General features: G+C 63.9%; 18 protein-coding genes and 1 tRNA gene. 13 read left to right on the top strand and 6 right to left on the bottom strand.

The window, feature by feature from the left end; translation table 11 throughout:
- Positions 1–81: 81 nt before the first annotated feature.
- The 12 genes from IB236_RS09780 (at position 82) to IB236_RS09725 (ending at position 12649) form a co-directional block, all read left to right on the top strand.
- Positions 82–1263 (top strand): integrase arm-type DNA-binding domain-containing protein, encoded by a 1182-nt coding sequence (locus IB236_RS09780; protein WP_192420379.1) that lies wholly within the window; start codon positions 82–84, stop codon positions 1261–1263.
- An 896-nt stretch (positions 1264–2159) separates the two neighbouring features.
- Entirely contained in the window at positions 2160–3263 is a 1104-nt protein-coding gene (locus tag IB236_RS09775; RefSeq protein ID WP_225581047.1) for an AAA family ATPase, read from the top strand.
- Positions 3263–5509, top strand: coding sequence for a S8 family peptidase (locus tag IB236_RS09770; RefSeq protein ID WP_192420377.1), 2247 nt, complete (start codon positions 3263–3265; stop codon positions 5507–5509). The genes IB236_RS09775 and IB236_RS09770 overlap by 1 nt, the downstream gene beginning before the upstream one ends.
- A gap of 330 nt (positions 5510–5839) precedes the next feature.
- Positions 5840–6181, top strand: a complete 342-nt coding sequence (locus tag IB236_RS09765) for an AlpA family transcriptional regulator (protein ID WP_192420375.1) — start codon at positions 5840–5842, stop codon at positions 6179–6181.
- Entirely contained in the window at positions 6181–6468 is a 288-nt protein-coding gene (locus tag IB236_RS09760) for an ogr/Delta-like zinc finger family protein (RefSeq protein ID WP_192420373.1), read from the top strand. Before IB236_RS09765 ends, IB236_RS09760 begins: the two co-directional genes overlap by 1 nt.
- 308 nt (positions 6469–6776) lie before the next feature.
- Positions 6777–7013 (top strand): hypothetical protein, encoded by a 237-nt coding sequence (locus tag IB236_RS09755; protein ID WP_225581046.1) that lies wholly within the window; start codon positions 6777–6779, stop codon positions 7011–7013.
- A gap of 2 nt (positions 7014–7015) precedes the next feature.
- Entirely contained in the window at positions 7016–7546 is a 531-nt protein-coding gene (locus IB236_RS09750) for a hypothetical protein (RefSeq protein WP_192420369.1), read from the top strand.
- Positions 7543–8271: a toprim domain-containing protein gene (locus IB236_RS09745; protein WP_192420367.1), complete on the top strand. Its 729-nt coding sequence runs from the start codon at positions 7543–7545 to the stop codon at positions 8269–8271. The genes IB236_RS09750 and IB236_RS09745 overlap by 4 nt, the downstream gene beginning before the upstream one ends.
- Before the next feature lie 14 nt (positions 8272–8285).
- A complete protein-coding gene (locus tag IB236_RS09740) occupies positions 8286–11111 on the top strand; it encodes a hypothetical protein (protein WP_192420365.1) in 2826 nt (941 codons plus the stop codon).
- Between the two features lie 9 nt (positions 11112–11120).
- A complete protein-coding gene (locus tag IB236_RS09735) occupies positions 11121–11471 on the top strand; it encodes a hypothetical protein (protein ID WP_192420363.1) in 351 nt (116 codons plus the stop codon).
- Between the two features lie 8 nt (positions 11472–11479).
- Positions 11480–11884 (top strand): hypothetical protein, encoded by a 405-nt coding sequence (locus IB236_RS09730; RefSeq protein WP_192420361.1) that lies wholly within the window; start codon positions 11480–11482, stop codon positions 11882–11884.
- A 24-nt stretch (positions 11885–11908) separates the two neighbouring features.
- Positions 11909–12649, top strand: a complete 741-nt coding sequence (locus IB236_RS09725; protein WP_192420360.1) for a hypothetical protein — start codon at positions 11909–11911, stop codon at positions 12647–12649.
- 115 nt (positions 12650–12764) lie between these two features.
- On the opposite strand, the gene IB236_RS09720 is transcribed toward IB236_RS09725, so the two are convergent.
- Together IB236_RS09720 and IB236_RS09715 are read right to left on the bottom strand one after the other, a co-directional pair.
- Positions 12765–13592: a hypothetical protein gene (locus IB236_RS09720; protein WP_192420358.1), complete on the bottom strand. Its 828-nt coding sequence runs from the start codon at positions 13590–13592 to the stop codon at positions 12765–12767.
- A 97-nt stretch (positions 13593–13689) separates the two neighbouring features.
- Positions 13690–14373: a hypothetical protein gene (locus tag IB236_RS09715; protein ID WP_192420356.1), complete on the bottom strand. Its 684-nt coding sequence runs from the start codon at positions 14371–14373 to the stop codon at positions 13690–13692.
- Positions 14374–14549: 176 nt separating this feature from the next.
- Between IB236_RS09715 and IB236_RS24595 the strand changes: the two genes are divergently transcribed.
- Positions 14550–14798, top strand: a complete 249-nt coding sequence (locus IB236_RS24595) for a phage integrase N-terminal SAM-like domain-containing protein (protein WP_370539909.1) — start codon at positions 14550–14552, stop codon at positions 14796–14798.
- Between the two features lie 827 nt (positions 14799–15625).
- Here IB236_RS24595 and IB236_RS09710 read toward each other — a convergent pair.
- From IB236_RS09710 to IB236_RS09695, 4 genes are all read right to left on the bottom strand, one after another.
- Positions 15626–15700, bottom strand: a tRNA-Arg gene (locus IB236_RS09710).
- Between the two features lie 55 nt (positions 15701–15755).
- Positions 15756–20156, bottom strand: coding sequence for a translocation/assembly module TamB domain-containing protein (locus IB236_RS09705; RefSeq protein WP_192420353.1), 4401 nt, complete (start codon positions 20154–20156; stop codon positions 15756–15758).
- Positions 20156–22093 (bottom strand): autotransporter assembly complex family protein, encoded by a 1938-nt coding sequence (locus IB236_RS09700; protein ID WP_370539908.1) that lies wholly within the window; start codon positions 22091–22093, stop codon positions 20156–20158. The genes IB236_RS09705 and IB236_RS09700 overlap by 1 nt, the downstream gene beginning before the upstream one ends.
- Before the next feature lie 143 nt (positions 22094–22236).
- Positions 22237–23424 carry a VWA domain-containing protein gene (locus IB236_RS09695; RefSeq protein WP_146871704.1) on the bottom strand — a complete coding sequence of 396 codons (1188 nt, stop codon included), beginning with the start codon at positions 23422–23424 and terminating at the stop codon, positions 22237–22239.
- Positions 23425–23442: the final 18 nt, after the last annotated feature.

Here is a 23442-nt window from a genome sequence, read left to right as displayed (position 1 = left end):
TAGGCCGCATGGGGCCTAGATTCATGCTGCACGGTGCCAGAATGTGCCCCCATTTGTGCCCCCAGCCATTTCTGGTGCCCCTTGAAACTCACCGACACGAAGCTACGCACCCTCACCGAGCCCGGCAAACATTCAGACGGCCTGGGCCTCTATCTTGAGGTCACCAAGGCAGGCGGGCGCTACTGGCGCATGAAGTACCGCTTCGCCGGGAAAGAAAAGCGCCTCGCCTTTGGCGTCTATCCGGATGTGACCCTGAAGGCAGCACGTGAAGCGGCCAGCAAGGCCCGCCGACTGCTGCAAGACAACCAAGACCCAGGAGAAGCCCGCAAGGAGGAAAAGGCGCGGGTCATCCACGAAAGCCGCAACACGCTGGAGGTGGTGGCCCGCGACTGGCTGGAGCACCAGCGCGGCCGCTGGGAGTCCGTGACGATGGGCCGGATTGAGGCATCGCTGGAGAACGACATATTTCCGGCGCTGGGTTCAAGGCCCATGGCCACGTTGAAGGCACGCGACGTGATGGAGGCGGTGAAGGCCATCGAGGCGCGCGGTGCGGCCGACCAGGCCGGCCGCGTGCTGCAGCGGGTGAAGGCCATCTACCGCTGGGCAGTCACGCACCAGCGCATCGACAGCAACCCCATGCTTGATCTGGTGCCCTCTGAAATCCTCAAGCCGCGCACCGTGCAGCACCGGGCCGCGTTGTCCGAGAAAGAGCTGCCCGAGTTCATGCGCAGGCTCGCTGCCTATGACGGCGCCCCCAGCATCGTGCTGGGCCTGCGTTTGCTGATGCTCACGGCCTGCAGGCCGGGCGAAGTGCGCGGCGCGCGATGGGCTGAGTTCGACCTCAAGGCAGCGCTGTGGACCATCCCGCCCGAGCGAATGAAGATGCGCGAGGAACACCGCGTGCCCCTGTCCAAGCAGGCTTTGGAGGTGCTGGCCAAGATCGACGCGATCAGCGGCGGCCGCGAGCTGGTGTTCCCCAGTCCTTACTACCCGAGCAAACCGCTGAGCGAGAACACTTTCAATTCAGCCCTGGCCCGCATGGGCTACAAGACCATGGCCACAGCCCATGGCTTCCGTGCCCTGTTCTCGACAGTGGCCAACGAACATGGATGGAACCCCGACGTGATCGAGCGGCAACTGGCCCACAAGGAGCGCAATGAGATACGTGCCGCGTACCACCGAACCACGTACATGGCCGACCGCACGAAGCTGATGCAGTGGTGGGCCGACTACCTGCAAGCTGCTGGCGCACGCCAGGGCTGACCACCGCCGCCGCGCACTGAGCTGGCGCGCACCCACCTGCCACCCGCTGCCCTGCGGCCGACGCGACGCGCTGCGGCCGGTGGCATACCGTGGCCAGCCCAGCCGCCATGCAAGACGACCAAATGCCCTGGCGCGCTGTCGAGACCCCGCCGCGCCTGCTGGCTTCATGTGTTGATTTCGTCGGGGGTGCCGCTTGGGTGCACCGCCAAGCCTGACGCGGCCTTGCGGGACGTTACAGGGCTCTTTTTGCTGTCGGGAATTGACGGAGTTTTGAGCCCGTGACCAGGGGTGGCACCAGAGCCTGTGACGTAACGGGAAGAACCTTTTTCAAACTTGAAATACTTGGAATCAACTACCTACAAACCCACGAATGAAGACCTGTTTGTAGGCTTTGTAGGTAGTTCTTTTCGGGTATCTCAAGTTTGAAATGGTATGGGTTCCAGTGGGGTGTGGTCCGGTGGCTTGGGCAATGCACTTGCTCGCGCTTCGACGGTCGGTAAACCCATCAAAGCCTACAAACCCACCAATGCAGACAGCTTGGAAGGTCGTGCGGCACTGGCTTCCGGGTGATGGGTCTGGAGTTCTGGGGGGCGCAGGTCGGTGTCACGGACAAAACGCTGGCACGTGCTTCGACGGTCGGTAAACCCTTCAAAGCCTACAAACCCCACCAACTGACCTGGACGGTTAGGTGAAATGATCAAGTGTGGTGTGCCTACAGGCACGCGTTGAATGGGAGCGAAGCTGGTCAAAGACCCAACGAGTCGAAGCCGAGCAATTGACAAAGGGTGATTTGAAGGGCCAATAGCTCATGATGAGGTTGACGTGTGATGGTTTTACATTGACAATGCCACCCACATGCTTGTCATTTGCAAGTCATTCCCTTGACGCCCTATCCAATGTCCCTCCCTGTTCCAGATTTAGTTGAATTCGCTGATGCGGCCCTTGCGGCTGACTACACGCGCCTGCGCCGAGTTGGCCAGCGCCTATCTAAAGCTATTGAGTTGGAAGACCCCGAGGGCGCGCGCAGATTCCGCTTGGTCTTGAACAAGAAAGGTGTTCCGCTACAGGCATCTGGCTTTACCGAAATGCTCCCGGTGGACAACAAGTCGAGGCTGCCACTGATAGAAGAACAGCCTTGGCCCGATGCGCCACTTTTTTTAGACGACGCAGGAAACGAGCAGTTCGCCGCTTTTCTCGTGGACATCAAGAACCACGAGAAATTGGTCGCAGCTGGCATCGCATCCAAACACTCCTTGATGCTGGCAGGCCCGCCCGGCACCGGAAAGACGCTGCTGGCCGGTCATGTAGCTGCCCAGCTTGGCCGAAAACTGTATGTGGTTCGTTTGGATTCCCTCATATCTTCTCTGCTAGGGGACACAGCAAAAAATATTAGAAGTGTTTTCGATTTTGTAGCAGGAAAAAATGCTGTGCTTTTCCTGGATGAGCTCGATGCGGTTGCAAAAATGAGGGATGACCGCGCTGAGTTGGGGGAGCTTAAAAGAGTTGTCAATACTGTTATTCAGGGTATAGATTCCTTGGATGCTTCAGCTGTCGTAATTGGGGCGACTAATCATGCGCAAATGCTTGATAGCGCTATATGGCGGCGCTTCCATTACAAGATAATATTTTCCCTTCCGGATGCAGATTTGCGGACTGAACTTTGGGCATATTTTTTGCAGACCGGCCCCGACCAAAATTTGGTATGCCGTGTGCTAAGTGCTTTATCCGAAGGGCAGTCAGGTGCTGATATCGAACAAAGGGCCTTTGCAGCGCGAAGGCGTGCGGCGCTTAATTCACAGCCCATTGATGCAGTAGCAATTGCCGAATCTTTGGTTCTGGAAAATAATAAAATTTCAGGCACAGTTCATGGAAACTCAAATGAAGTTCGACGGAGAATGACCCGCGAGCTTGTTTCTAATTACAGAATTTCCCAGGCAGATGTGGGTAGATTTTTGGGAATTAGTCGTCAAGCAGTGTCTAGTTATTTGAAGGTCTCCTAATGCCTACAGAAACTCGCCCCGTATTAAATCCTGTACTTTCATTTAAACGCGAACCTCGACTCGTTAGCGTTACAGGTCGGTCAGCGGAAGAAAGTCAAGTTGTTGTTCAGCGGCTTGAGGCTCAGAAGATAAAGCTCTCTGAGCAGATTTCAGGTCTGGAAAATCAGACACAACGACCACATGCGGGTAAGTTACTAGTCGCAGTCAGGATGTTCGATGATTCGTTGGCTCCGTCTTATGAGCCAGAGTCAATTTTCAGAGAGACGCTTGGATCAGAACTTGTCGCTCCGATTGAGGGCGGGTATCTAGCTCAACTAGATCGAAGAGCATTGGGAAATCTCTCGAAAATTGTCCGAGCAGCTGCGACAACAGACGTTCGCGTCACAGTTTCACGGATCAAAGAAATTAAGGCGCAGACAGAATCAGACGTGCTACGGGGGCGGACTGTTCAGTCTCTCTGGGAGCGTGCGATTCATGAGGGGAGGGGGCGTGTTTTCACGCTATGGCTAGCCCCTTATAAAGAGAACATGGCCCGATCAGAGGTTTCCGCTCAGATCGGAGAGTTTGCAGGGGCCCAAGATATTTATCCTCTTGCTGATTTGGTGGCCATTACGCGAGAACAGGGATCCGACGCCGACCAGCTGCAAGTGCAGAGTGGTCAGACCTCTGGAAGCATCATCCGTGCGATCCGGGAATACCGGCAGAATCCTTTCACGCGCATGCAGTTTGTCGCGCGTGATCCTTCAGCCCTAACGAAATTGATAGGTTCTGGCGCGGTCTTCCGGATCGAACCAGTGAAGGCCTTGAAGGCTGCCGATGTGCCTTCCGCGCCAGACCCAGAACGCCCAGTCCCGGATGAGCAATGGCAGCCGATCGTTGGTGTGGTAGATGGAGGCATGTTCGCGCAGACGTATTCACCGATGGTTGCTTGGCGTGCTCCCTCGTTGGTGTCTGACATCGCTGCCAATCGCAAACATGGCAACCGAGTAGGTTCTTTGGTAGTGCATGGCGCAGCTTGGAATACGCATCTAGCGTTGCCATCTCTAGTGTGCCGTATAGGAGTTGCGCAAGCCATTGCAAAGGATGAGGCCGGCTCAGCAACACGTACGGCATTTCGCAGCTACCTGCACGCCGTGATCGCGCGTCATCACGGCGACACCAAGGTTTGGAACTTCTCTTTTAATGAGCCGGTCGATGGTGCAGATAGCCTAGAGATGAGTGAGCTAGGCCATGAAATCCATAAAATTGCGAGAGAGTTTGACATCCTCCCTGTTATCTCGATTGGAAATGTCGACCAATACAACGACAGACGTCTGAATCCACCAGGAGATTGTGAGGCCGCACTCACAGTTGGTGGTCGTATTCACCATGAGTCGCTCCCCGGTGCTGCATGCGATGCATGCTTACCCGGACCTGGACCAGAAGGTTTGACGAAGCCGGAGATTTCATGGTTTTCTACCCTGCGAGGACTGGGTGGAAACTTGGAAACTGGCACAAGCTATGCAACAGCCATCGTCTCCGCCGTCGCGGCTCACACATTCCACCAACTAAAGGCTCCTACGCCTGACTTGGTGAAGGCGCTTCTGATTAATACTGCAGATGGCAGTGCGTATGACAATCGGTTGGGGTGGGGATCACCTTGTTTGAAATCACCCACACCCTGGGAGTGCCCAGAGGGAAGTGTCACTTTAATTTGGAATTCTTCATTGCGAGCCGGTCTTTGGCACTATTGGGAAGATATTCCTATTCCACCGGAATTCATTACAGAAAATAAGCTAAAAGGCAGTGTTGCATTGACCGCTATTCTTCGGCCAAAGGTTTCCGAACTGGGGTCTGCGAACTATTTTTCGACTCGGCTTCAGGTGGCTCTGCAATACACAAAGCCTGATGGGAAGATGGGCAATCTAGCCGGTTCCATGAAAGAAAGCACGGATCCAGAGGCGCAAGCCCGTGCGGAACACGCGAAATGGAATCCGATTCGTCACCACGCAACTACTATTCCTGGCGGCAGGGCATTCAGTGGTCGGACTTTGCGTGTGTGCGCCCGGGTTTTTGGTCGAGATTTGTATCAGTTCGGTATCAGTGGCAATGCTGAATTGGAAGAAAGCCGCGTTGCTTTTGCACTCACACTCAGCGCGCCTCCGGGACGAGGCAGCGCTTCAATCTATAACTCTGTGGCAACCAGCCTCGGAAACTACGTGGAGAGCGCTGTGAATGACATTGAGGTGGACGTGCCCTCCTCTTAGTCATAAGAGCTAGTGCATCATGAGTAGCCGATCGACGGTACTCGCTGCGTACGGTCTTCTCTGCTGAGGATGTGAAGCGGCAATTGGTCGATTCCACTCGATCGGTCCGTGGACTGACCAAAGTTAGTCAGCATCAGCGCTGAGGCCAGTAGCGCCCCTTGCGCTCCTTCTGGCCTTTCCCTAACTATTTGAATCTGAGCCGCCTTGCCTCACGCGGAGCCACGGCACGCGCGTCTCTTTTGCGCCCACTTTCCCCACCACTAACTGTGGCTAGCGCAGCCACAAGATAGGTTTCTTGGCTTTCAGCAGTCCACACAAGACCATAGGGACATGCAAAGAACAGCCACGCAAACCACACCCATCCAGGCCGGTCCCGGCCCGTCCGATGTGCGCCCGTACCGCGAGCGCTTGCTACGTATTGACGATGTGTGCTTCATGACCGGCCTGGGCCGTAGCACCATCTACGCCAAGGTCAAGGCCGCAGACTTCCCCGGCCCGGTGCAGCTTCACGGCGCGAGCGTGGCGTGGCGCGAAACCGAGGTGGACGCATGGATTGCCGCGCGTCCTGCCGTGGGCGCCACGCCGCCAGCACCAGCTGCACCACCCACCAGACCCGCCAAGCCAGGCCGCGCACCCCGGCCCGCACGCGCAGCAGCCATGGGGGCAATCTGATGGCCACGCGCATGATGTTCCTGTGCCCCCACTGCAAGGGCAAGACCAAGACACGCACCAGCCGGGGCCTCTCGCCCACGCTGCGCGAGCTGATCTATCAATGTGAAGACCCGGAATGCAGCTACAGCTTCGTCGTGCAGGCCGAAGCCGTGCGCACCCTGTCGCCCTCCGGCAAGCCCGACCCGTCCATCAACCTGCCGCAGTCCCCGCAGGCGCTGGTGAATGCGCATGCGCGATCAACTGAACACCAGCGCGCTGGCTCCGGGCAATTGAGGGCCCAACCGTGAGGAACTTCACGATGCCAACCCTTGCCCCGAAGTCCTCCCGCGCGATACACTGCCCCGTCACGTCAAAAAAAGGCGTGATCGGGATTGGCGTCCCGACACACTCGCTGCGACGCAAGCCGCAGTCTCTCCCGCAGAGCACCTGCGGCTTGTTCGTTCGTGCCTCCAGTTTTTGGCGGCTCGGACAGGGAGCCGCAAGGCTCGCCGGTTCGCGCAAGCGAGTGTCCGGTACGCCAACCTGTTCGAGCTGCCGCCCCCAATTGGCGTTGGGTGCGGTGGTTTCTGCAAACCACACTCGCTTGGAGGCCACCATGGCTGACCGTATCCCCGCACGCGCACTTGTCGCGCGCACCATCTCGCCCGCTTCATCGCCCACATCGGGCACACCCGACCTCATCCAGCTGCACGCCACCGCGCACAACGCGCTGGGCACCGCGCTGCACCACCTGCGCCAGCCGCATGTGGACGCCGCCCGCGCACGCCGCAAGGTGATGCAGGCCCTGGCCGCACTGCGCGGCCTGGACGTGGCCTTGAGCCTGGAGGGGTAACCATGCACACGACCACCCACAACGCTGCCCATCAGGCAGCGCAGGCGGAGCTTTGCCTGTCGCAACTGGTGCTCGAAGCCCAGGACTTCACCGAATCCCTGCGCACCGTGCTGCGCGCCTGCCATGCCATCGCAGCGCTGGCCGCTGGCGTCACTAACCCACACGCCACCGTCAACATGGACGGCCTGGGCGAACTGCTGCACCTGCACAGTGACGCCATTGAACAGCGCCTGGACGCCATCGGCGTGCGGATCGATGCGCTGCGCACGGCCACCGGCGCCCGCGACACCAGCGACCGCGCCCGCCATCTGGCCATGGATGCCAGCGACCAGCACACCCACATGTGCCAAGCCCAGCTCGCGTTCGAAGCCGTGGCCGACATGGCGCCCTGCGCGGCCGACACACTCACCGGCGAGAACCTCGCCGCCGCGCTGCGCCTGCTGGCCGACGCGATGGCAGAGCGCACCGCCGCCATGGACGACATGCTCGACGCGCTGCATGCCGTGCTGGTGCAGGAAGGCCTGCCAGCATGAGCGCAGCAGGCGCAAGGCACGCCTACGAAGTGAACCGGGCGCGCATCGCCAGCCTGTGGGCTGAGGCGCGGCCGGTGTCGGAGGGCGATGCGGCCGGCCGCTACCTCGCGCGCAGTGGTGCCGCTCAATGCACATGGCCAGCAGCCTTGCGCCTGCATCCCGCGCTCGACTACTGGCACATGCAGGCCGACCGCAAGCCGGTGTGCCTGGGCCAGTTCCCTGCGCTGCTGGCCCTGTTCGAGGTGGATACCTACCCGCGAGGGCTGCAAGGCGCACTCGTGCCCCACGCGGTGGCGCTGCAACGCATCTACCTCGCGGCCGATGGAGCTCTGGCCCCCGTGCCTGCGCCCGTCAAGCTGACCGGCAAGGCAGGCCCCGCGCTGGGCGCCTGCGCGCGCCTCGCACATGCGGACAGCACCAGCCGCGTGATGGGCATGGCCGTGGGTATCGCCACCGCGCTGCGCATCGCCCAGGCCGCACGCATGCCGGTGTGGGCCGTGCCCGATGCATCGCTACTGGCGCATGCGCGCTGGCCCCGTGGGCTGCGGCATCTGCATGTGTTCATCGATGCATGCGACCCCGACCAATGGCGCAGCGCGGCCGAGCTGGCACGCAAGGCCAGCGCCTGCGGCTTGCAGGTCTTTCCGATGGTGGCTGATCTGGGCCAACCAGACGGCAGCCACGGCACCCACCACACACCCCGATTCACCGCCACCCGGCTTTAGAAAACGACCACACCATGGCAACAAAGAAGGCCAGCGCACCCAGATCGGACGCTGCAAAAAACACCCCATCCGCGCCAACCGCTGGCGCACTTCAGTTCACCGTCTATACCGCCACGGTCCCCGACCGCCTGACCAAAGTTCTGACCCTGGCCGCCGATGGCACGCTGCACAAGGAAAGCGCCGCCAACATGATGCGCGGCAGCGCGGTGCGAACGGTTGCGCACGGACTGCAGGAACTGGCCGATGTGCTGGAAACCCTCGACCCCGCGCAGGCCACAAGCTGGGGTGTGTGCGATGCTGCTGCAGGTGCCAGCGTGCCCATCGTGCCCGAGCGCGAAGTGGCCGAGGCACCCGGCGCCATATCCCGCACCCGGCGCCACTTCGCCTATCCTGTAGGGCCCGGCGTGCTGATGCTCGACCATGACGGCGCGCCCGATGGCGAGCTGAGCGCGGATGTGTTCCGCCAGCGCCTGATAGAAGCTTGCCCGGCCCTGGCCGATGCGCCCATGCTCTGGCGCCCGAGCTGTTCGGCCGGTGTGTGCACCACTGACGGCCGCGAGCTGTCCGCACTCACGCGCCACCGCCTCTACATCCCCGTGCGCGATGCGTCACGCATCCCCGAGGCCGGGCGCGCCCTGGTGCAATTGCTCTGGGCTGCAGGCCATGGCTGGTTCGACGTAGGCCGCGCAGGGCAGGCGCTGGAGCGCACCCTGATCGATGCCAGCGTGTGGCAGCCCGAGCGCCTGGACTTCTGCGCGCCGCCCTTGCTGGGCAAGAGCCTGCAGCGGCCGCACGCTGCACCGCGCATCTTTGGCGACCCGCTGGCGCTGTTCGACCTCGCGCTGATCCCGCACGATGCCGACACCCACAAGCAGGCCCAGGCGCTCAAGAAGGCCGCGCGGGTTCAATTGGCGGGGCAGTGCGCAGCGCAGCGCGAGCGCTGGGTGGCCACCCACGCCCCAGCCCTGGCCAAGCGCCGCGGCATCCCCGTGGACAAGGCCCGCGACGTGCTGCAGCGTGCCAGCGCCCAGCGGGTATTGATGGGCGACTTCGTGCTGATGGCAGAGCAGGGCAAGCCGGTCTCCGTGGGGGAAATCCTCGACCGACCGGAGCGCTGGCACAACGCCCAGTTCGCCGACCCGCTGGACCCGGACACGGATACGCGCGTGGCGGTGGTCAACCTCAAGAGCGGCCAGCGCCCCTACCTGTTCACCCACCGCCATGGCGGCATGCGCTTCGAGCTGCTGCGCCAGAGCGCGCGCATTCAGGTAGGGCGCGGCATGCGCGTGGCCACGACCGACGCAGTGCTGGCTGTGCTGCAGGAACGGGGCGAGCTGTTCGACTATGGCGAGGGCGCTGTGGCCTATGTGAGCGACGGCAAGGCGCGCCCCGTTACCCCTGACTGGCTCACCGACCACATGGGCCGGGTGTGCGAGTTCTATTCGATGCGCCACCGCAGAAAAGCCGATGGCGAGGAAGCGCCCGAAGAAGGCCCCGAGGATGCGCCGCTGAGCGTGGCCCGCGCCATCCTGGCCAAGCATGGCGAGCGTGGATTCAAGAAGCTGGTGGCGGTGGTCACTGCGCCCACCTTGCGCATTGACGGCAGCATCCTGGACCGCCCCGGCCACGATGAAGCATCGGGCCTGCTGTTCTATTGCGAACACCCCAATCCACCGCGTGTGCCGGTCAAACCGACCGTGCAGGATGCCCTGGCAGCCTTGCGCTTTCTGTGGGCGCCGCTGGCCCTGTTCCCCCTGGTGGATGCCGTGGCCAACGGCGTGGCCCTGCACGGCCTGCTGTCGGCCGCGCTGCGCGCCAGCCTGCCCACTGCGCCCGGCGTGGGCTTCGACGCCCCGGCCGCAGGCAGCGGCAAGACCCTGCTGGCGCGCTGCATCGGCATCCTGGCCATGGGCTCTGAACCTTCGATATTGCCCCCGGCTGACACCGACGAAGAAACCCGCAAGCGCCTGTTTGCGGTGCTGCGCGAAGGCCAGCGCGTGGTGCTCTGGGACAACGTGCGCGAGCCCTTGGGCTCTGCATCGCTGGATGCGTTCCTGACCGCGCCCACGTTTGCCGACCGGGTGCTGGGCAGCAGCGAAACCATCACGCTGCCCAACCGCGCGCTGTTCATTGCCACGGGCAACAACCTGCGCATGACCTCGGACACCTGCCGCCGCGTGCTGACGGCGCGCATCGATGCGCAGAGCGAAACGCCCTATACGCGGGACTTCTCATTCGACCCCGCGCAGATGGTGCAGACGGACCGGCTGGCCTACGTGGTGGCTGCGCTGACCATTGTTCGGGCGTACATCATGGCAGGGCGGCCCAAGATGGCCAAGGGCCGCACCGCCAGCTTTGAGCATTGGGACGATCTGGTGCGCCAGCCCATCTGCTGGCTGGCGCAGCAGGTGGCCGCGATCGCGGGCACGCCCGAAGGGGCAGGGCTGCCCATGCTGGCCGACCCGATGGAAGCGGCTGCACGCGCCTTTGAGCAAGACCCGGAAACCACCAAGCTGCGCGCGCTGGTGGAGGCGTGGTTTGCAGCCTTCGGCCCGGACCAGACCACGGTGGGCGGTGCCATCCGGCGCAGCGATACCGATGCGCTCCTGGCCATGGCCATGGATGACATTGCAGGGCAGGCGGGCAAGATCAATTCGCGCATGCTGGGCCGCTGGATCGAGCGCATGCAGGGGCGCATCGTGGAAGGCAAAAGGTTTGTGCGCATCGGGCACCGGGCAGGGTTGCTGCACTGGGCGGTGCACCAGTCGGCAGCGCTGCGGCCGATGCCTGCGGCCGACGCTATGGGCATCCCTTCGGCCGACGATGTGGCCACGTTCTGAGGTAGCCGCATGAGCGACACCAAGACCGCCGCCGCGCTGCTGGAACGCCTGCGCCACAAGGGCCTGCATCTGTCGGCCACGGCCGAAGGCAACCTGCAGGTGTGGCCCGCCGTGTGGCTCGATGAAGCCACCAGCGAATTGATCCGGCTGCACAAGAGCGGCCTGCTGGCGCTGCTGTCGGCTGCGGCCGTGGATGTGCTCGAAGACGACCGCCACCGCTGCCGCGACTGCTACCACCTGCAGCGCAAGGGCAACTGCGCCATGGCTGCGCAGGGGCGTTTGCCGGGCGTGCCCGAGTGGTACACGCCTCACAAGGACGTGCTGCAGCGTTGCCATCGGTTCTGCGCACTGCCGTACTGAGCACGGCCATGGACACCAGCAAACCCACCCCCATGACCGATGCCGAGCGGCAGCGCAAGCACCGGCAAAAGCGCCAGCGCGAGCTGCAGGCGCTGCGCGCTGTGGTGCCCGCCACGCCGCAGGAGCGCGAGAGCGTGGTCCAGGTGCAGCGCCTCGCGGCCCAGCTCGACAAGGCCACGCGCACGGCCGCAGCGCTGCAGGCGCGCATCGATGCGATGCAGGCCGGGGCGGGCGAGCTGCAGCAGTTGCGCGAGTCCGTGCGCTCCCTGATGCCGAAGCTCACCCCGGCCGCGCAGCAGGTGGTGCGCAGGCATCTGGAGGGCTGCGGCGCTGCGCAGTGGCTCGCCCCACAGGAACCGCCACAGCTTGCGGCCGCGCCGCCTTCAACCCTTTCTTCCCGCGTGTTTTTTTAACCCCCAGTCCACAAGGAGTGATTCATGACGTTCGATGTTCAACAACACGCCCGCAGCGCCCAGGCTGCGCTGCACGAAGCGCTGGCCGAGCTGGCCCGCGCGCGCACGGCCTATGACAACGATGCAGGCCCGAGGTTTGCCCAGGCCAAGGCGGCGCAGGAGCTGCTGGGCCGCAAGATCAAGGCGGCAGAAGATGAAGCCGATGCGGCGGCAGATGCGTTCCATTCAGCGTTTGCCAGCGGCGGGTTTGAGAGCCAGGATGCAGCCACGCGCAGCGCGCTCAACCGCAAGAACGATGCGCAGGCCATGGCCGAGGTGATGCGGGTGGCACATGCCAAGGGAGCCAAGGAACTGCAGGCGCTCGCGGCCGAGGCCAGCAGGCAGGCGCACACCTATGCGGCCGCGTATGAGCGGGCCTACACCGCACACGCGCGGGCCGAGGGCTACAAGGTGCTGCAGGAGGCCGGGGAGGCTGTGGCCAGGGCCATGGCGCTGGCGGCGCACGCACCTTGCAGCACCAGCGCGCACGAGGATTCGCTGGGGCGCCCGCCCAGCTCTGCAGCCCTGCGCGAGGAAATGGTGGCTGCGCGGTGGGCGTTCATTCTTGAAGGGCTGAAAGCGATGGCCGAAGGGCTGCCAGAGTACAACGCGCGGCCGCAGGTGGAAGTGCTGGGGGTGTTCGACCTGGGGGCGCTGACGGCGCAGGATGTGCTGACCCCTGCGCAGATTCATAAGGTGCGGCGGGGCGGGGAATTGGTGCTGTAGGGCGCAGGGTCAGGCGAGAAAGGCGCGAAGTGGCCGTGGCTGCTTCGCGCTTTTTTATGGGGAAATGGGTTTGGGGCAAGAGAGGCTCACTGGAGCCGGTCCTCTCGATAAAGGATTAGGCCTCACTGGGACGAAGCTTCGGTTGCACTCCAACGATCCGCGCTACCTCCTCGAGCTTACGCTTTGAGAACATCCATCCCTTTCCACCAGACTTCAAAGAAATCCACTTCCCCCCAAACTCCCGAATCTCATCTGCGAATTCCCGCGTATCTCCTCGCACCGCAAAAGATTTCTCTGTGTAGTCTTCCAGCCAAATTTTTTCTGTTGACGACGCAGCTGTTCGCTTACGTGCCACCTTTTCTATCACTCGTTCCGGCTCTTCTCGGGTTGACTCCTTGGCGGCCCTGACGATCCGAGCATCTACAACTGGATTAACAGTCATATCCCTCATAACGATCGTTAGATGACGCGAGAGCTTTTGCTTGAGGTCGTCAATAGAAGCGTATTGATCTTGGATACCCTTGTCTCGAATCGACTTTTTGAACTCTTTCAACTTCTCGAGTTGCTGCGTGTCGATGTTTTCAAGATCCACTTGCTGTCTTGAGTAGTACAACATGACTGGCTTGTTTTGCTTCAAAAACCATCGAATCTCTTCTACCGTTCCGCTTTCTTCGACCCCTGTTGGGGATCCTAGCCTTGTCCAGAATGCACCGATGAGCATGTCGCAGTTTCGAACCACCTGTTCGTTGATGATCGCTTGAGGGCGGTCTCCCATCGCTGGCGCGCTGTGGGACTCCCATTTGACAGGCAGAAGTACATAACCCGTCGCGTGTGAGTTGAGTGCATTCCAATCATGCAGACCTTCCGCGATTGCGGCGCGCTCGGCTGGCACATCTGAAGGTGACGCGATAAGGACGTGGAATACGGTTGCAGAGTATGGCAATATGGCTTCTCCTGTTTGCTGATGGATCGAACTTCTTCTGTGGGACTTAGCGTTTGAATTCGACGGCCGCCGAAGGCGATCCCGCTGCAATAAGTGGTTAGACCACTGCTGACGGTTCACCCGGCAGCGCTTCTTTTGCTGGTACAAGCGCCTCGGCGACAGCAACCCCTCCAAACTGACGGCAGTCAACCGCCCCCTTTTTTCCCGTATTGCGGAAGAAGTGCGCCATCGGCATCTCAAATACTTCGGTAAGACGTTCGAGCACTTGGGAAAGGCGCTCACGCTTCATTGCTTCAGTGTCCCACGCGTGCATCATGTAGTAGAAGGCTGGCCAAAAAGAACTTGTTTGAGAGAAGAAAACTTTGCGAGTTGGGGCCGTCACGGAGTACATGCCGCCACTTTTTTCGAAGACGGCCTTAGCGAAGGCCTCATTGCCAAGGCTGCAACCAGAGATGAAAAGCCGACGATTGTTGAGCTTCTTTTCAAATATCGCACCGAAATCTGCATACGTTGTCTGGCCGAACGTGAACTGCAGCACCTGCTCATCCCCGTGGCACGAAAGATGAAGATATCGGTAGCCAGAAGCACGAAATATCTCAGCAAACTTGATCAACTCAACCTGCGTTCGAAAGTAATAGTAGATCGGGTTCTTCCCTTGCAGACGCAATACCTCGTACAAGACGCGACCATCCATGCGTTGATTGGATTCGTCATCGACATTGAGCGATTCAAGAATGAATGTTTCAGGCTGAGTTACCTGAATCGGGGGAAGTGCAGTCATGGTTAGCTCAGTGGTCTAAGGTAATGCAGACCGCACCAAGCCACAGGCCAATGTGGCACCTGCGGTCTACACTGGCGCGGGAAAAACGCGTAAATGGTTTTGTGGCATGGCTTTTTGGCATGTGTGCTGTATGAAAATACAGATTCAAATTTAGCCATGAAACCCGCTGCTCTCCTGTGTTGCGCGCTACACGGTTGCAGGACCAGGTCCGTGTGCGAAACCGTTACAAACACTATAGCCTGCTTACACAACGGGCCTGTGCGCGGTGTGTGCGAATGTTTGTGAAATGGCATCGCTTGCGGCATCCACGAGACATGGGACAGCAGGAAATCGAAGGTTGTCCAACCATATGGGCCGACGAGAGGCGGGTAGCAGCTGCCATGCTGAACCAAGTGTTGAGCGCACAGCTTTTTCCTTTGCCGTGAGGTACTGGGCATGAGTCTGCCATCGCTCGATGGCGTGCAGCGTTTGCGCACCAACAAATGTGGCTGGTGAAGACGCTCAATGACTCGCGGCAACGCGAGTGGGACAGGACGCACTAATTCCCGGATGGTCAGCGTCCGGCAGGAAAGTCCTCGATTGATGTTCCAAGGAAGCCTTGATGCCCGCGCCGCTCGCACGATGCCTCATGTACCGCTCACCCTTACGTTGAGCGTGCGCTTTCAACTGCCGACCCGGGTCGCTTCTGCCCGATTGCGGCCATGTCAACGGTGGCTGGCCTCCCAAGTTCCCTCGCTGGTGCTGCTTGTTGTTGGGTGGCTTGCGGTTACATCCTGCCGGGTGGCTTGGTAGGGTTTGGTGGGTTTTGAAGGGTTTTTTTCCGACGAAACGCGGGCCTGTGAAAAAGCTGCGGGGCAACTCGCAGACCAGCAGGCCGGGCAAGGTGGTGGGGTTTGTAGGCTTTGGAGGGTTTACCGACCGTCGAAGCGCGAGCAAGTGAAAAGGGCCGCGGCTGGGTTTTGCGGCGTGTGCACCAGGGCTGACTGGTGGGGTTTGTAGGCTTTGAGGGGTTTGCCGACCGTCCAAGCGCGAGCAAGTGGTTTTCTGAGTGCGCGGCTGTTGGGGGGCACCTTCTTGGGGGCACCGATGTCTATAGATGTGCCCCCAATCTGGCGAATGATGCCCCCAGATATGCCCCCACATTGCGCAGATGGCTATGGATTGCCTTGGACTGCCATGGACAGCTAAGATACTGTTTTCAAAGGGAAAATAAAAAAGTCCGGAACCGTGTGGACGGTTCCGGACTGGTAATTGGTCCCCTCGACAGGAATCGAACCTGTATCTAGCGCTTAGGAGGCACTCGTTCTATCCATTGAACTACGAGGAGGCAAGGCAGCCGCGCATTGTAGTGGCGCGCGGCTGTCTCTCTGGCCGTCTGGACCTCAGTCGTATTTCACGGTGTAGATGATGTCCACCGCACTTTTCTCGCCGGTTTGCCCGCGCAGGGTGAGGCGGCGGGACAGGTCGTAAAAGATGTACAGCGTGCCCAGCGTGCCCGACAGGCTGCGCTCATACGTCACGTACAGGTCTTTGGACAGGCGCTTGCCGAAGGTGAGGGCAGCGGCGCTGGCGTCCTCACCCGTGGTGGCGCCGCGAAAGCCGATTTCGTCCAGGCCCAGGCGGCTGGCGGCGTTGGCCGTGGGGCTTTGGCCGCCGTTGCGGCCCAGCAGCGCCAAGGCGGCCTGTTGCAGCACGGCCGCTTCGGCGCCTCCGGCCGAGGCATTGCGGCCCAGCACCACCCAGGACAGCTTTTCGGCATCGGGCAGTTCAGGGTCGGAATACAGCGTGACGCGTGGCGCCTGTGCGCTGCCGGTGACCTGCACGCCCGCGCGCACGCTGATGTTGGGGCGCAGCGCCAGGATGTCGAGCGAGGGGTTGTTGTACGGGCCGTTGAAGCGGATGAGGCCCGTCTCCACATCCAGCATCTGGCCCCAGGCGCGGTAGCGGCCCTGGTCAGTGCGCACCTCGCCGGTCACACGCGGCGGGGCGCCGGGCACAGCGCTGCTGCGGATGTCCACCTCGCCGGTCAGCCGGGTGGTGATGCCCTGGCCCTGCAGCGCAAAGTCGCGCCCCAGGTTGAGGGTGATGGCGATGTCGGGCGGCTTGGCGGTTTCTGCCTGCGCGGCCACTTGGTTGGCCTTGGCGGCGGCCTGGGCCTTGGCCTGGTCTTCGCGGTCCTTGGCGGCGGAGCGCACGACCACGTCTGATCCCAGGCGCGGTGCGGATTCGTCCGGCAGGATGATGGTGGCGCGGTCGGTGGTGAGCTTGCCGCGCAGGCTGATCTGGCCCTGCTGCAACTGGGCCTGCAACTGGCCCGAAACGCTGACCTGCCGGTCGGCACGCACCAGCACCTGCAGTGCCTTGGCCTCGGCCTGCAGAGACATGGTGATGCCTGACATGCCCGTGCTTGCAGTGGCGCTGTCGCCCCAGGCCACGCGGCCGGTGGCGGTCAGCGTGCCGCCGTCTTGCGCGGCGGCTGTGCGGTTGCCGCTGAAGCCTGCGATGCGCGCGCTGCTGCCCCGCCCGCCTTGCAGGCGGAACTCGGTGATATTGAGCTGGTTGCCCTGCAGCGTGGCGCGAAGTCGGCCGCCTTGCAGGTCCACGCCGTCCACCACCGATCTCACTGCCATGTCATCGGCGCCCAGGGTGCCCGCCCAGCGCGGCGCATCGCGCGTGCCCGACAAGGTCGCACTGGCGTCCAGAGTGCCGCGCACGCGCCAGCCGGGTGGTGCCAGCGCAGACCACACGCCCACGTCGGGCAGGCGGGCGCGCAAGGTGCCGGCCAGTGGCGCGTCGGCAGGCCAGGTGATGGCGGCAGCGGTGTTGGCGGCGGCCAGGCGCGTGCTGGCGGTGGCGTCGATCTCACCCGCGCGGTCGCTGGCCCAGAGCAGGCGCGCGCGCAGCGTGTCGCCTTCGGCGGTGACCGTGATTTCTGCCTGGCGCACACCGGCGGGAGTGCCTGGGGCGCTTGATGTGCTGGATGCACCTGCAGGCGGCGTGGCCGCAGTCGCCAGCACGGTGGTGGCTCCGGCGCCGGTGCCCTGGCCGCTGCTTTGCACCGCTGTGACGGCCGTGGCATCGCCCGCCAGGATGCGCAGGTCGCCACTGGCGCGGCGCAGGCTGGCGCTGGCGCGCAGGGCGTCGCCCGTGGTGTCCACACTCCATTGCCCGTCAAGCACGATGCTGCTGGCCAGCCCCATGCGCGCAAGCAACGGCTGCGCGGGCCGGCCCGCGGCGGCGGGCGTCTCGCCCAGGCCCAGCGCATCCACCCAGGCCATGGGCAGGCCCTGCAGCGTGCCCTGCGTTTGCAACCGCAGGGGGGTGTTGGATGCCGTGGCGGCAGACCATTGCACCGGCGACCAGCGCAGCGCCACGGTGCCCGGCAAGGGGCCTGTGACCCGGGCCTGACCGGCCGATGCCTGCAGGCTGAGGGCGCTGGTGGTGGGCGATGGTGCCGCACGCCCGCTGGCCGGTGACCTGGGGGCTCCAGGGGTAGGGGTGCCGGTGCGCACGGTCAGGCCCAGGGGCTCAGCCAGTTGCAGCGTCCACGGCCCGGGGCGTTGGGCGGCCTGGGCCTGCAGGCGCAGTTCGCTGACCTGCAACTGCCATTGCCCGGCACCCACCAGGGTGCTGGCAAGGCGGGTCTGCACCGTGGTCTGCAGGGCCTGGGGCGCTGGCGTGCGGACCTCGCCGGTCAACGCCAGGGAGGCCTGCGCCAGGTTGCCCCCCAGTTCGACTTTGAAGGCGCGCAGTTGCAGGGCTTGCCCGGCGGATGTGCCGCCGCTGGCGTTGGTGGTGGCCGGGAGCGTCAGGTCCAGCTGGGGGGTGTTCAGCGTGGCCTGCAGATCAAAGCGGTCGGGGTTGCGGGCGGGTGCGCTGTTGGCGGTGGCAGTCTGAAGTTGCTCAGTCAACGTCTGCCAGCCGCCCTTCCAGCGCGCGCCGATCTGTAAGGCGCCCTGGGCGCTGGCCCCGTGCAGAGTGCGCTGTACGGTGGTGCCCACCACGGGCAGGCCGGCCAGCCAACGCTGCGTGAGTGCTGCATCGGCCCACTGCAGCTGCAGGTCGCCAGCGCCGCTGCGCGGGGCCAGTGTGCCTTGTGTCTGTGCGGTGGCGCCGGGCACTGCCAGGGTGACCTTGCCTTGCGCAGATTGGGTGCCCAGTGCGACCTGCAGCCCGGTGGCTTCCACGCGGGCCTGCAGTGCGTCCAGCAAAAAGCGGTCCAGCCGCACCGTGCCGCCGTCGGTGGCCTGCCAGGTGCCTTGTGTGCTGAAGGTGTTGATGCGCAGCGGTGCGCCCGCTGCACCCGGGGTCTTTACGGTTGCTGCACGCGCCGCCGTGCCGGTGTCTGCCCGCACGTCGGCACTGAAGCGCACGGCGTCGCCCTGGGTTTGTGCGGTGACGCGGCCGGAGAGCGGGGCGGCGGCCAGCAGCGTGTGCAGGGCGTCGGGGCGCAGCGCGCGCAGGGTGGCCTGGCCCTCCAGGGCATGGGTGGCGGGGGTGTAGTGGCCCTGTGCGGTGATGCTGCCCGCACCCGCCTGCAGGGTGGCGCTGGGCACGGTCCAGCGGGTGCCGTCGTAGCTAGCGCTGGCGTCCAGCGCGGTCAGCGGCAGGCGGGTGGTGTCCCAGGGGCCAGGCAGGTCGTTGCGCAGCGCGGCTTGTAGGCTCCAGCCTGCCGTGCCTGTGCCACCGGATGTCGGCCCGGCTTGCAGCGTGCCGTGCAGTTGCGTGACCGGTGCCTGCGGCCACAGGGCTGCCAGATTGACGGCACGCAGCGTGGCGTTGGCAGACTGCAGGGGCTGCTGTGCCCACGGTGCCAGTGTGGCGGTAAGGTCAGCCTGCATGGGGTCGGCCGCAGGCGCAGGGGGCGCGCGTGGGGGCAGGGATTTGGATGCGCCTGGTTTGCTGGCAGGCGCGGCCATGGGCGGGGTGGAGGCTTCGCTGGTCGGCGTGGGCTTCAGGCGTGCCTGCAGTTGCAACTGGGCGGCGGCGGTGGCCAGCGTGCCCTGTAGCGTGGCGTGGGCGCCCACCTGCAGCGCGGCACCGCCCCCGGGCACGGCGGTTTGCACGGTGCCGTCCACGGTGGCATCCAGCGCCATGGGGGCTTGTGCGTCCAGCGTGGCGCGAGCGCTGTACTGGCCCTGGGCCAGTTCTACCGCGCCGATGTTCAGGCGGTGCTGGCGGCCATCAAACCGGTAGTCGCCCACCAGGCCCTGGGCCTCCACGGCGGGGGGGCCGGCCCACAGCAGTTGGTCAACCCGGAACGGCACGCCCAGCTGCAGCGGCAGCACCAGGTCGGTGAGGGGCGTGGGCGGTGGCTCGGGCGTGTCGGCGGGGCGTGGCTGGGGCGTGATCAATACGCGGGCGGCATGCACCTCGCCCAGCTCCAGGCGGCGCTGCAGCAAGGGGGCCAGCTGCCAGCCCAGTCGGATGTCAGTCACTTCCACCACCAGGGTGGGGCTGCTCCAGCGCAGCCAGCCAATGCGCCCGCCGCTGCGCAGCGAGCCACTGACCTCGCGGCTTTCCAGTTGCTGGTTGGCGGGCAGGTATTGCGCCGCGCGGGCCAGCGTGGTGGCCAGTGATGTGCCGCTGCCCGCCCACCACCACAGCAGCGCGCTGGCCGCCAGCAGCAGGGCCACCAGGGCGACCAGCAGCCAGCCCAGAGCCCGCAGCACGCGCGGCGCGCGGGGCGCAGGAGGGCGTGGGGCCGACGAGGACCCTGCGCTGAAGTCCGACGCGCGGGTGCGGGCACGGGGTGTGGGAAGGTGCGGGGCGTTCATCGCCATCAGAAGCTGAACCCCAGGCGCAAGTGCAGCCGCACTTCCTTGGTCTTGACGCCGTAGGCCAGGTCGGCCTGCAGCGGGCCCACGGGGCTGCGCCAGCGCACACCGGCACCCACGCCCACGCGCGGGCTCAGGTCACCCACCTTGTCGGCCACGGCGCCTGCATCCACAAACAGCGTGCTTTCCCAGTCGGTCATGGCACCCTGGTAGACGATGGGGCGCTGCCACTCCACGCTGCCCACGGCCAGGTAGCGGCCCCCATAGAGTTGCCCGTTGTCGGTGCGCGCGCCGATGCTGCGGTAGCCATAGCCGCGCACGGTGGTGTCGCCGCCCGTCACAAACAGCTGCGTGACGGGGATCTGTGCCCCCTCGCGCGCCAGCACGGCGCCTGCCTCGGCCCGCAGTGCTACGCGGGCATTGCGGCCCATGCCTGCATCGTCCTGCACGCGGCCTGCGGGTAGGAAGGACTGCCACCGCACCAGGGTGCGCACAAACGGGTCGCGCTCTGGCCGCAGGGTGGTGCCCAGGCCCAGCTCCACCGCCAGGCCATGGCCCCGGGTGGGGGCGGTGAGGCTATTGAAGTAGCGGCCCGTCCACCCGTAGTTGAGGCTCAGGGCCGTGCTGGTGTCGGAGGGCGACCGCGTGTTGTCGGTCAGGCCCTGGCTGTTGGCGTAGTCGTACTGCAAAAAATAATTGCGGTCGATGGATTTGGTGCTTTTGCTGCGGCCTGCGCGCAGACGGCCGCTGTTGACGTCGTAGTCGCCCGTGGCCTCGCGCAGCACCTGGCCGCCTGCAAACCAGCGCCAGCCGTTGTCGTTGGGCAGGTCCGTCCATTCGGTGTTGGCGAGCTTGGTTTCGCGGTCGAGTGCGAGTTTGGTCACCGCGCGCCAGCCCAGCACAGGCATCTGGTTGTGGATGTGCTCCAGTGACAGGCGTGCGCCGCTGTCGGTCGAGAAGCCGGGGCCGAACACCAGCTTTTGCATCGGGGCCTCGCGCACCTGGGCCACCACGGGGGCGGCCTGCGGGTCGGTGCCTTCGGTATCGAGCGTGAGGAACACGGTATCGTAGTAGCCGCTGCTGGCCAGGCGCAGCTGGGCGTCCAGCATGTCGGCTTCGTCATACACCGCACCGGTGGGCAGGCGCGCCAGGCGCCGCGCACCGTCGCTGTCGTAGCGCTGGCTGCCCTGCACGCGCAAGGGGCCGAAGCGGTAGGCGGGGCCGGGGTCGTAGCTCACTCCCAGCTGGGCTTCGTGCCGGTCGGCATCGATCTCTGCCCGGCTGTTGGCGATGTGGGCCGTGGGGTAGCGCCGGGCCTGCAGCTGGCGCAGCCCGTCGGCCTTGGCGTTGTCCCAGGCCGATTGGGTGAAGGGCTGCCCGGGGGCGAGGGACCAGTTGCGCTGCAGGCGCTGCTGCCGCCGCGCCAGGTTGTCTTTGTCGGCATCGTCGGTGCCCGCCACGGTGATGTCGGCGCGGGCAATGCGGGTTTGGGGGCCGGGCTCCACGGTGATGGTGACGGTGCGGGGCGCGCCCTTGCGGGTACCGGCGGTTTCCTGCGCCTCCGTCAGCTCCACGGTGATGGTGGGCGCGAAGTAGCCCAGGGTGCCCAGCAGTTCCCGCGCATTGGCATCAGTGGCGCCCAGCAGGCGCTGCAGCTCGTTGGCCTGCAGGTCGGGCAGCTGGCGAAAGCGCTGCAGCTCCAGGTGGCGCTCCAGCGTCTCGCGCACCGTGTCGGGGGCGCGCACCACCACGTCAAACGACGCCGTGCCATCGCTGGCGGCGGTGCTGGCCATGTCGCTGCGCGAGTCACCGGTCGTGGGCTCGTCGGCCCGTGGCAGCAGGCTGCAGCCGCTCAGGCACAGTGCGCCGGAAAGCAGCAACGCCGACCACAGGGCCGGCGTTGGGGTGGTAGCGGTGGCGGAGCGCAAAACGCGGAGAGGCACGGCGCGGAAGGATATGTCAGGGAGGTCGTATGGGGGGGCGGACAAGCCTGCCAGCCTGTCCCATTCATCCCCGACTATGCCCTGAAACGGAAGCGCTCCCTGTCGGACAGATGCTCACAAGGCATCTGACTCCGGTACCGCGCCTATTTGGACAGCAGCCGCATGGTTTCTTCCAGCCCCTTGAGCGACAGCGGGTACATGCGGTTGCTCACCAGCTGCTGGATGATGCTGATGCTCTGGCGGTACTGCCACACGCCCTGGGGCTCGGGGTTGATCCACGCAAACTTGGGGAAGGCGTGGGTGAGGCGCTGGATCCACTCGGCACCCGGCTCCTCGTTGTTGTATTCCACACTGCCGCCGGGCTGCAGGATCTCGTACGGGCTCATCGTCGCGTCGCCCACAAAGATCAGCTTGTAGTCCTTGTTGTACTTGCGGATGATGTCCCAGGTGGGGAACTTCTCGGCAAAGCGGCGGCGGTTGTTCTTCCACATGAAGTCGTACACGCAGTTGTGGAAGTAGTAGAACTCCAGGTGCTTGAACTCGCTCTTGACCGCACTGAACAGCTCTTCCACGCGCTGGATGTGCTCGTCCATCGTGCCACCCACATCCATCAGCAGCAGCACCTTCACGTTGTTGTGCCGCTCGGGCACCATCTTGATGTCCAGGTAGCCTGCGTTGGCCGCCGTGCTGCGGATGGTGTCGGGCAGGTCCAGCTCCAGCTCATGCCCTTCGCGCGCAAACTTGCGCAGGCGGCGCAATGCCACCTTGATGTTGCGTGTGCCCAGCTCCTGCTGGTCGTCGTAGTCCTTGTAGGCGCGCTGCTCCCACACCTTCACCGCGCTCTTGTTCTTGCCCGCGCCGCCAATGCGCACGCCCTGGGGGTTGTAGCCGCCGTGGCCAAACGGGCTGGTGCCGCCGGTGCCGATCCACTTGCTGCCGCCTTCGTGGCGTTCCTTCTGCTCTTCGAGGCGCTTCTTCAGCGTCTCCATCAGCTCGTCCCAGCCCATCTTCTCGATGGCGGCCTTCTGCTCGGGCGTGAGTTCGTTCTCCAGGATCTTGCGCAGCCAGTCGGCCGGGATCTGCTTGGTGAAGTCGGCCACCATCTCCACGCCCTTGAAGTAGGCGCCGAAGGCCCGGTCGAACTTGTCGTAGTGCTTCTCGTCCTTGACCAGCGTGAGGCGCGAGAGGTTGTAGAAATCGTCCAGGCTCCACGCGTCATCCGACTTGGGGCCCACCACACCGGCCTGCAGCGCTTCGAGCAGGGTGAGGTATTCCTTGACCGACACGGGCAACTTGGCCGAGCGCAGGGTGTAGAAGAAGTCGATGAGCATGATTTGGGCCTCTAGCGC

This window comes from Acidovorax sp. ACV02 (assembly GCF_014851475.1).
Lineage (GTDB): Bacteria > Pseudomonadota > Gammaproteobacteria > Burkholderiales > Burkholderiaceae_C > Acidovorax > Acidovorax delafieldii.
The sequence above is the reverse complement of the archived record's forward strand: the minus strand, read 5'-3'. Positions and strand labels throughout refer to the sequence as shown.

Bases quoted from the DNA above. Each gene is read 5' to 3' on its own strand.
- IB236_RS09715 (WP_192420356.1), bottom strand. From the start codon at position 14,373: ATGACTGCACTTCCCCCGATTCAGGTAACTCAGCCTGAAACATTCATT.
- IB236_RS09745 (WP_192420367.1), top strand. From the start codon at position 7,543: ATGAGCGCAGCAGGCGCAAGGCACGCCTACGAAGTGAACCGGGCGCGC.
- IB236_RS09765 (WP_192420375.1), top strand. From the start codon at position 5,840: ATGCAAAGAACAGCCACGCAAACCACACCCATCCAGGCCGGTCCCGGC.
- IB236_RS09725 (WP_192420360.1), top strand. From the start codon at position 11,909: ATGACGTTCGATGTTCAACAACACGCCCGCAGCGCCCAGGCTGCGCTG.
- IB236_RS09760 (WP_192420373.1), top strand. From the start codon at position 6,181: ATGGCCACGCGCATGATGTTCCTGTGCCCCCACTGCAAGGGCAAGACC.
- IB236_RS09750 (WP_192420369.1), top strand. From the start codon at position 7,016: ATGCACACGACCACCCACAACGCTGCCCATCAGGCAGCGCAGGCGGAG.
- IB236_RS09740 (WP_192420365.1), top strand. From the start codon at position 8,286: ATGGCAACAAAGAAGGCCAGCGCACCCAGATCGGACGCTGCAAAAAAC.
- IB236_RS09705 (WP_192420353.1), bottom strand. From the start codon at position 20,156: ATGGCGATGAACGCCCCGCACCTTCCCACACCCCGTGCCCGCACCCGC.
- IB236_RS09730 (WP_192420361.1), top strand. From the start codon at position 11,480: ATGGACACCAGCAAACCCACCCCCATGACCGATGCCGAGCGGCAGCGC.
- IB236_RS09755 (WP_225581046.1), top strand. From the start codon at position 6,777: ATGGCTGACCGTATCCCCGCACGCGCACTTGTCGCGCGCACCATCTCG.
- IB236_RS09775 (WP_225581047.1), top strand. From the start codon at position 2,160: ATGTCCCTCCCTGTTCCAGATTTAGTTGAATTCGCTGATGCGGCCCTT.
- IB236_RS09695 (WP_146871704.1), bottom strand. From the start codon at position 23,424: ATGCTCATCGACTTCTTCTACACCCTGCGCTCGGCCAAGTTGCCCGTG.
- IB236_RS09735 (WP_192420363.1), top strand. From the start codon at position 11,121: ATGAGCGACACCAAGACCGCCGCCGCGCTGCTGGAACGCCTGCGCCAC.
- IB236_RS09770 (WP_192420377.1), top strand. From the start codon at position 3,263: ATGCCTACAGAAACTCGCCCCGTATTAAATCCTGTACTTTCATTTAAA.